General features: G+C 57.0%; 8 protein-coding genes. 7 read left to right on the top strand and 1 reads right to left on the bottom strand.

What is annotated here, in order from left to right:
• A partial coding sequence (locus tag WAW39_RS19430) for a bactofilin family protein (protein ID WP_422320822.1) occupies positions 1-746 on the top strand: 746 nt, incomplete at its 5' end.
• A 12-nt stretch (positions 747-758) separates the two neighbouring features.
• A complete protein-coding gene (locus WAW39_RS19435) occupies positions 759-1,565 on the top strand; it encodes a L,D-transpeptidase family protein (protein ID WP_422320823.1) in 807 nt (268 codons plus the stop codon).
• 75 nt (positions 1,566-1,640) lie between these two features.
• On the opposite strand, the gene WAW39_RS19440 is transcribed toward WAW39_RS19435, so the two are convergent.
• Positions 1,641-1,769 carry a hypothetical protein gene (locus WAW39_RS19440; RefSeq protein ID WP_422320824.1) on the bottom strand — a complete coding sequence of 43 codons (129 nt, stop codon included), beginning with the start codon at positions 1,767-1,769 and terminating at the stop codon, positions 1,641-1,643.
• 194 nt (positions 1,770-1,963) lie between these two features.
• Between WAW39_RS19440 and WAW39_RS19445 the strand changes: the two genes are divergently transcribed.
• The 5 genes from WAW39_RS19445 to WAW39_RS19465 all read left to right on the top strand — a co-directional run.
• On the top strand, positions 1,964-2,959 hold the full coding sequence (locus tag WAW39_RS19445) for a zinc-binding alcohol dehydrogenase family protein (protein WP_422320825.1): 996 nt from the start codon (positions 1,964-1,966) through the stop codon (positions 2,957-2,959).
• Between the two features lie 457 nt (positions 2,960-3,416).
• Positions 3,417-4,586 (top strand): class I SAM-dependent rRNA methyltransferase, encoded by a 1,170-nt coding sequence (locus tag WAW39_RS19450; protein WP_422320826.1) that lies wholly within the window; start codon positions 3,417-3,419, stop codon positions 4,584-4,586.
• Positions 4,587-4,675: 89 nt separating this feature from the next.
• Positions 4,676-5,908: a hypothetical protein gene (locus WAW39_RS19455; RefSeq protein ID WP_422320827.1), complete on the top strand. Its 1,233-nt coding sequence runs from the start codon at positions 4,676-4,678 to the stop codon at positions 5,906-5,908.
• 254 nt (positions 5,909-6,162) lie between these two features.
• Positions 6,163-6,558 (top strand): BlaI/MecI/CopY family transcriptional regulator, encoded by a 396-nt coding sequence (locus tag WAW39_RS19460; protein WP_422320828.1) that lies wholly within the window; start codon positions 6,163-6,165, stop codon positions 6,556-6,558.
• Between the two features lie 125 nt (positions 6,559-6,683).
• Positions 6,684-7,495, top strand: an 812-nt coding sequence (locus WAW39_RS19465; protein ID WP_422320829.1) for a M56 family metallopeptidase, incomplete at its 3' end; no start/stop codon positions are given.

The raw sequence follows: 7,495 nt of genomic DNA on the forward strand, positions 1-7,495 counted from the left end.
CTCCTGCTCCGACTGAAGCAGCCACCACCGCAGCCGCACCTGTGAGTGCTGCTGCGGAGTATCAACCGACGGCCGCGCGCCGTCCGCAGTCCAATTCCCCGCCCCCCACGCCCGCCCCTGCGCCGCAAACGGCGACCTCTCTGCAGAAGATGAAGGAGCAGGGCATGTACCGGAACCAGTATTTCAAAGACGCGGAGTGCTTTGACTGCGGGCATAAGTTTAAAACCGGTCGCTCGGCCAAGTCTGCGAACTGCCCTGCCTGCGGTGCTTATATTTCGTTGGAAGATGTGGAGATCAACATGACCTCCACGCAGCCGATCAAGACGCGCGGCAATGTTCTCATACGCAAACGCGGCAGGCTTTCGGCCAGCAGCGTGCAGTGCCGGGACCTTGAGTGCCATGGCATCATCGAGGCGAATGTCACGTGCTCGGGTGACGCGACTTTCCGCACGACGGGCAGCATCATCGGTGAAATTCACTGCCAGCGCTTTGTGGTGGAGAAAGGTGCGGATGTGGCTTTCCTCAATTCGGTGCATGCCACGGATGTGGAGATTCAGGCACGTCTCACGGGAACGATCCACAGCACGGGTCCGGTGCTGATCGGCAGCAACGGCTCCATCAATGGGGATGTGACTGCGCGGTCGGTGTCGATCGAACCGGGAGGTGAGTTGAATGGCGCGATGAACATTGTGCGCGGCAAGCAGATTACTCTTTCGCCTCCGACAGTGCCGCCGCCTGTGGCCTGATTCGGCTGCGCCATGAAAAAGCGCCTGCTGCTGCTCCTGGTGGCCGCGTGCATTCTCGCGATGCGAGCGGGTTCATTGAATGTTGTTCGTTCCTGGCTCAACTACGCCCAGCCAATGGTCACGCGTGAATCTCTTTCTCTGCCCTACCCTGCGCCGCCTCCGCCAGAAGAATGGCGCCGCATGGATGCCGGGGCTAGGATGAGCCATGTGCGTGCGCGGCTGCTGCCAAAGCTGCAGGAGGAGCTTGCGGCGCGGAAGTGTGCGCTGGGTCAGCCGGCGTTCGTTCGGATCTTCAAGGAGAGTCGTGAGTTGGAGCTGTGGTTGCAGGGGGGCTCGGGCGAATGGACACTGTTCCGCACTTATCCCATCGCGTGTTTTTCGGGGACGCTGGGGCCGAAGACGCGTGAGGGGGACCTGCAGGCGCCGGAGGGTTTTTACAGCGTGACGCAGAAGATGCTGAATCCTGCCAGCAGCTACCATCTGGCGTTTAACATCGGGTACCCGAATGCGTATGATCTGGCGCAGCAGCGGACGGGGAGCCTGATCATGGTGCACGGGGATGTGTGCAGCGTGGGGTGCTTTGCGATGACGGATGCGGTGATCGAGGAGATTTATTTGGTGGTGGAGGCGGCGGTATCCAGAGGAGGGAGTGTGGCGGTGCATTGTTTTCCGTTTCGGATGACGGCGGAGCGGATGGGGAGAGCGGAGGAGGCGCACCGAGGTTTTTGGGAAGAGCTGGTGCCGGTGTATGAGGTGTTTGAGAGGGAGAAGCGGTTGCCGCTAGTCGTGGTTGAGGGTGGGAAGTATTTGGTCAGGTGAGGGTGTGGCGGTGGAGATAGCGGAGAGTTTGTGGTGGGAGTGTGGGGAGATAGACAGGATTAACAGGATGCAGGATTACAGGATGGAGAGAAGTGGAGTGGTGGGGCTTTGGAGTGTCAGGGGATGCGCGGGCCGTGCCGTGGTGAGGGTGTGGCGGTGGATGAGGTGTTTGGGATGGAGCGCGGGGAGGTGGACAGGATTCACAGGATGCAGGATTAAAGGATGGACGGAGGTGAGGTGGTGGGTGGAGTGGGAGCGGTAGAGAGAGAAGGACTTAAAGGACGGAAAGGACCCAAAGGACGGGGGCGGTGGGATGATGGGGGTGGAATTTTTTGAAGGGGATTTTATTCGGTGTTCGACCTGACAGGCGGGACGCCCTATCCTCCGTTATTCATTTTATGCGCTCACTGACTCTTACTGCTACCAGGACTTTTGAATGGACGACGCTGCCGGAGGCTGCGGCTCCGGGTGTGGGGGAGGCGCTGGTGGGGATTCGGGCGATTGGGATCTGTGGGACGGATTTCAGCGGGTACTTGGGGAAGATGCCGTTCATTGAGTTTCCGCGGATTCTTGGGCATGAGCTGGGGGTGGAGGTGCTGGCGGTGGGTGATGGGGTGTCGCATTTGCAGGTGGGGGATCGGTGCTCGGTGGAGCCGTATCTGAACTGTGGGACGTGCCATGCGTGTCTGCGTGGGAGCACGAACTGCTGTGAGACGCTGCAGGTGCTGGGGGTGCATTGTGATGGGGGCATGCGGGAGCGGATGGTGCTGCCGGCGCACAAGCTGCATGCGTGCAATGCGCTGGACTTTGAACAGCTGGCGCTGGTGGAGACGCTGGCGATTGGGTGCCATGCGGTGAACCGGGCGCAGATCTCTCCGAGCGATGATGTGCTGATCATTGGCGCGGGGCCGATCGGGCTGACGGTGCTGGAGTTTGCGCGGGCGGCTGAGGCGGCGATCACGGTGCTGGAGCTGAATCCTGCGCGGCGGCTTTTCGTGGAGCAGAATTATCCGGGTGTCCAGGTGGTGGCGGCGCTGCCGGATGAGGCGGCGTTTCAGATTGTGTTTGATGCGACGGGGCACGCGGGATCGATGGCGGGGACGCTGAGGTATGCGCGGTTCACGGGACGGATTGTGTATGTGGGGATCACGAAGGAGCCGGTCATTCTTGATGATCCGCTGTTTCACCGGAGGGAGCTGACGTTGTTTGCGAGCCGGAATGCGGTGGCGGCGGATTTTCCGAGGATCTTGGGGATGATGCAGTCGGGGCAGATTGATACGAGGCCGTGGATCAGTCACCGGTGTGAGTTTGGGGAGCTGCCCACTCAAATGGATGCGTGGCTGCTGCCGGACTCGCGGGTGATCAAGGCGGTGGTGAGGCTTGAAGCAGGATGAAGGCGGAGTCCTGTTATTGTTGGAGATGGAGCCTGCTAGAGCCTTGTTTTTTAGCAATGGAATGGACAAGCAAAGGAATGAACTGAAGAATTTATTCCATAGCCAATCAGGGCGTCCGTGAGGCTGCGTGAGCGTTGTTTTAGACAAAGGAATGTTGTGGCAAAGGAATGCCGGAAAAATCCATTCCACTGCCAATCCATTCCTTTGCCAAATTTTCAGGGCGTCCGTGATGTCAGCGCCGGTTTTTCACGGAAAGATATGTGATCTTGGCGCTGGGTTCATGGTCTTTGGGGCTTTGTCATTGCTTCGACATTGATTCGCTTTGCTCACCCTTCCGGGGCAGCCTATAGCTGTCTGTCTCGCTCCGCTCGGCTCGGATTTACTCATTCGTCATTTGGCGCTAGCGCTCTACCGTCCGTTCAGATCTGTTTATCAACCATACTCCCCTGCCCCAACCATGCCTACTCTTACTGTTCAGCCACGCGCGCGTCTTTTTCACGGTCACCTTTGGGTTTATGCGACGGAGATTCAGAAGCGGTTTGGGGATCCGAAGCCGGGGGATGTGGTGCATTTGCAGGATGTGAGGGGGAAGCCGCTGGGGAGTGCGATTTACAATCCGGCATCGCAGATTTCGGCGCGGTTGTTTTCGTACCGGCGTCAGGACCTGGATCTGGACTTTTTCACGCGGCGGATTCAGCGGGCGATCAAGGTGCGCGAGGCATCAGGGGTGGATCTGAATCTGTGCCGCATTGTGTGGAGCGAGTCGGACGGGCTGCCGGGGCTGATCGTGGATCGCTACGGTGACTTCCTGGTGGTGCAGACGCTGACGCTGGCGATGGATCTGCGCAAGGAGCTGATTATTCAGGCGCTGAATGATGTGCTGAAGCCACGGGGCATCGTGGAGCGCAATGAAGGTGCGGTGCGCAAGGCGGAGGGCATGGAGCAGATCAAGGGGGTGATCAGCGGTGAGATGCCTGAGCCGTTTGTGGTGCGGTATCAGGGCAGCGCGTTTCATGCGGACCTGCTGGAGGGGCAGAAGACGGGGCTGTATCTGGATCAGCTGGACAACTATCAGCTTGTTTCTGCATTGGCGAAGGGGCGGCGGGTGCTGGACTGTTTTTCGAATCAGGGCGGCTTTGCGCAGGCCTGCGCGCTGGCGGGTGCGAGCGAGGTGACGGCGGTGGACATCAGCGAGCAGGCCACGGAGGTGGCGAGGCAGAATGCGGCGATTGCGGGGGTGCAGATCAACTGCGTGGCGGAGAACTGCTTTGATTTCCTGAAGCGGAACGAGGCTGCGGCGGCACGGTATGATTTGATCATCCTGGATCCGCCGTCGTTCACGAAGACGAAGAGTTCCGTGAGGGATGCGCTGCGGGGGTACAAGGAGATCCACCTGCGGGCGATGAAGATGCTGGAGCCGGGCGGGATCTTTGCGACGTTCACGTGCTCACACCATGTGAGTGCGGAGGAGTTTCACAGCAGCATCACGGATGCGGCGGTGGATGCGAAGAAGACGCTGCGGCGGGTGACGACGTACACGCAGCGGCCGGATCATCCGATTCTGGCGACGATTCCGGAGACGGAGTATCTGCGCGGGTATGCGTATGAGGTGGTGGCGAGCTGGTGAGGGGGCACCGAATTGGTTCCCGGAGCGGAAAGCTAGCCAGATTTGATTAAACCAACAAAGTAAAAAAACACTAACCATATTTCAATCATATGGCCACTCTTGAAGATGCTGCTGAATTACTTCGACCTTATCGAGCCGAGGTAATTGAAGAAAAAGAAGGGTTTTTCGTAGCTAAACTTAGTTCTGTCGCAACAAGCGCAGTGCATTTCAAAGTCCCTGTTTCAGCCGTTGATAACTTTCTAAAAGTAAGGAGTACAATTCACCTCGAGAATGACACCTCAATTTTTTACCCAGATTACTTTGAGCAAGCGATCGAGACAATGGGATCTGGTTCGGCGCAATTTAGAATTTTTCGACGCAATCCAACTTTTTCAATTAAAAGCCCTGATGGACAAATCGTAATTGAATTAAGTGGAGCCTCTGAGGCATTTTTATTTCAATTGGGTAAGTCAGAAACATTTCGCGCATTCAGGAGAAGGATGCTTGGAATGCGTATGGAAATGGCTAGGCGTCAAGCAGATGGTGAAATAGTGCAAATGCGCACGTTATTTTCGCGTGTTCTGACTGTTAAAGTTAGAATAGCAGAGGGTGGCGCACACGCCGGAGGTAAAAATAGACTGCGCGATATTGCTATCTCCGGACTATTCAACATTGCTTTTGCCACAGGGGTCGGCCTCACTCTTTCGACGTCTTGGGAAAGGAGTTTTTATCAACTGGGCCGCAAGGGTGAAGAAGAACCCCACTTCCCCAAAAGAATTTACAATAAAGATCTGGTGGCATATTATCAACTAGCTTTGTCGAGTGACAGTCCGATTCTAGCATTTCTCACTTTATACAAAGTTCTCGAGTTCTTTTTCACATCTGCCTCTGAAAATGTTCTTCACAAAAGGCTCGCTGATAAAATAGCACATCCAGACTTCACTCATAAGAGCTCCACACAACTTCGCCTCGTCGCTTCTATGGTCAGAAAGTTTGATCAGAAGATGGATGAACAGCGAATGCTGGCAACGGTACTAGAGCAGCATTTCATGCCTGATGAGATTATCAGTTGGATTGAAGAATTTGAGTCCTCCGAGCCTTATTTCACCAAACCTCAGTCAATTTTCGGACAGCCACAGACTCTTGACATCAATTCGGACAGGATTCACGCTTCTCTAGCAGCCAGAATTTACCTGATTAGGAACGCACTCGTCCACAACAAAGAAGGAGAGCTTTCTCGATTCACTCCATTCTCTGGCCAGGAGGCCTTTTTGTTCAAGGAAACGCCACTAATGCTCTTCCTAGCAGAAAATTTGATTGCGAAGACAGGCACTGATTTATGATCGCCTTTTTATTGCGCCGCGACCCGTTGGGTTAAATGGACGTGTAGTTTGGAACTTAGCAAAGCATTATGAATTACTACAATTTGTCGTGTGTGAGAAAAGCCATACTTAGAATCTCTCCCTTCGATAGATGCCGCCAATTGTTCTATTCTTACCGCCTCGATTGTCGGTCTGAATGCGGCGAGCCGCTTTAAGATTGAAAATTCAATCTTTGGTATTGACTCTTGGGCCAAGATGGGTTGAAATTTCAATCTATGAAGAAAATTGCCCAATTGAGCCGCCGTGAGCGAGAGGTGATGGACCTGGTGTTTGCGCAGGGTGAGGCGACGCTGTCGCAGATTCTTGAGGGGATGGAGAAGGCGCCGACGCGGGCGGCGCTGAGGTCGATCCTGACGATCCTGGAGGGGAAAGGACAGCTGAAGCACCGGCAGGAGGGGCGGGAGTTTATCTACCAGCCGGTGCATTCGCGGGAGGAGGTGGGGCAGAGCACGCTGAGCCGGGTGATAGGGACGATTTTCGGGGGATCGCTGACGCAGGCACTGGCGGCGTACCTGAGCGCGCCGGGGACGAAGCTGAGTGACAATGAAGTGGCGGAGCTGAGGGGCTTTCTGGACAAGGCGAAGACGGACAAGAGGCCCAAGAAGACCTGATGTTTCACCGCAGAGATGGGAACGCCGCAGAGACTGTACCTGAGACGATGTGCGGTGTTCCGAGCCTCTGCTGCGCAGATTTTTTCAATGATTCACAACCACGTTAGCAAACTACAACGCAATCTATGAGCACTGAGCTTTTTCTTTCTTTCACACCGGGCTGGCTGCTGGATGTGACGCTGCAAACGACGGCACTGCTGGCACTGACTGGAGGGGTGGCGCTGTGCGTGCGGCGGATGGCGGCGGCGCGGCGGCATTTTATTCTGGCTTCGGCGCTGATGCTGATCCCGGTGGTGATGGTGTGCAGCTTTATCGCGCCGGTGTGGCGGATTTCATGGGGGGCGCTGCATTCTCCGCAGACTGCGGGGGGACTTGAAACCACGGTGGCGCTGAATAATGAGGATGTGCCGCCAACGGTGGCTTCGACGGTGTCGGTGACGGTGGCGCAGGAGGAGGTGCCATATTCGCCGCTGTGGGCGGTGCTGTGGCTGGGGGGCATCTGCGCGGGTGCGGTGGTGCTGGGGGGCTCGGCCTGGACGCTGCGGAGGCTGAGGGGGGAATCTCACATGGTGGTAGATGCTACCATGCAGCGGTGTTTTGCGGAGGAGGCGGGGGCTTTGCACCTGGAGCTGCCGGAGGGCTGCCTGCGGATGAGCGCGGCGTGTGCGGTGCCTATGACGTGGGGCATTTCCAAGAAGACGGTGCTGCTGCCGGTGCAGGCGGCGGGATGGGAGGAGAAGCGGCTGAGGCTGGTGCTGCGGCATGAGCTGGCGCACATCGCGCGCGGGGATGTGCTGGTCACGCTGCTGACGACGGTGGCGGCGCTGCTGCTGTGGTTTCACCCGCTGGTGTGGGTGATGCTGAGGGCGAGCGCGAGGGCGCGTGAGCAGGCGTGTGATGATATGGCGCTGGAGCGCAGCGGGGTGAGTGCGGATGA

This window comes from Prosthecobacter sp. (assembly GCF_049294395.1).
Classification (GTDB): Bacteria; Verrucomicrobiota; Verrucomicrobiia; order Verrucomicrobiales; family Verrucomicrobiaceae; genus Prosthecobacter.

Coding starts and splice junctions, on each gene's coding strand:
- WAW39_RS19435 (WP_422320823.1), top strand. CDS start 759: ATGAAAAAGCGCCTGCTGCTGCTCCTGGTGGCCGCGTGCATTCTCGCG.
- WAW39_RS19445 (WP_422320825.1), top strand. CDS start 1,964: ATGCGCTCACTGACTCTTACTGCTACCAGGACTTTTGAATGGACGACG.
- WAW39_RS19450 (WP_422320826.1), top strand. CDS start 3,417: ATGCCTACTCTTACTGTTCAGCCACGCGCGCGTCTTTTTCACGGTCAC.
- WAW39_RS19455 (WP_422320827.1), top strand. CDS start 4,676: ATGGCCACTCTTGAAGATGCTGCTGAATTACTTCGACCTTATCGAGCC.
- WAW39_RS19460 (WP_422320828.1), top strand. CDS start 6,163: ATGAAGAAAATTGCCCAATTGAGCCGCCGTGAGCGAGAGGTGATGGAC.